The following is a 269-nucleotide window of genomic DNA, read 5'->3' as shown; positions in this document are numbered from 1 at the left end:
CCGTGCATGCCTGATGGAGGGCGGGCCGGCATATAGACATTAAACTGGTAGTAACGCTGATCGTCGTAAAACTCCACCACGTCAATTTTCAGCCGGTCGTCCGCGGTCAGTTTGTACCAGATCCCCACTTCCGCCAGCAGGCGTTGCACAAAATGTAAGTCATCTTCGCCGTATTGCATCACCTGATCCCGCTTCGGGCCGGGGTACGCCAGGGTGAATAAGAAATCCTGACCGCGAAAACCGTGACGTTCACGCAGGATTTTTTCCAC

At 54.3% G+C, this 269-nt stretch carries 1 protein-coding gene; it reads right to left on the bottom strand.

What is annotated here, in order from left to right; all coding sequences use genetic code 11:
* Positions 1-269: contractile injection system protein, VgrG/Pvc8 family (locus ABR397_RS23855; RefSeq protein ID WP_350307853.1), on the bottom strand; the 269-nt coding region annotated here is incomplete at both ends.

It is taken from the genome of Photorhabdus viridis (assembly GCF_040256935.1).
In the GTDB taxonomy this organism is placed as follows: domain Bacteria; phylum Pseudomonadota; class Gammaproteobacteria; order Enterobacterales; family Enterobacteriaceae; genus Photorhabdus; species Photorhabdus viridis.
This window is presented reverse-complemented; position numbering and strand designations above follow the sequence as displayed.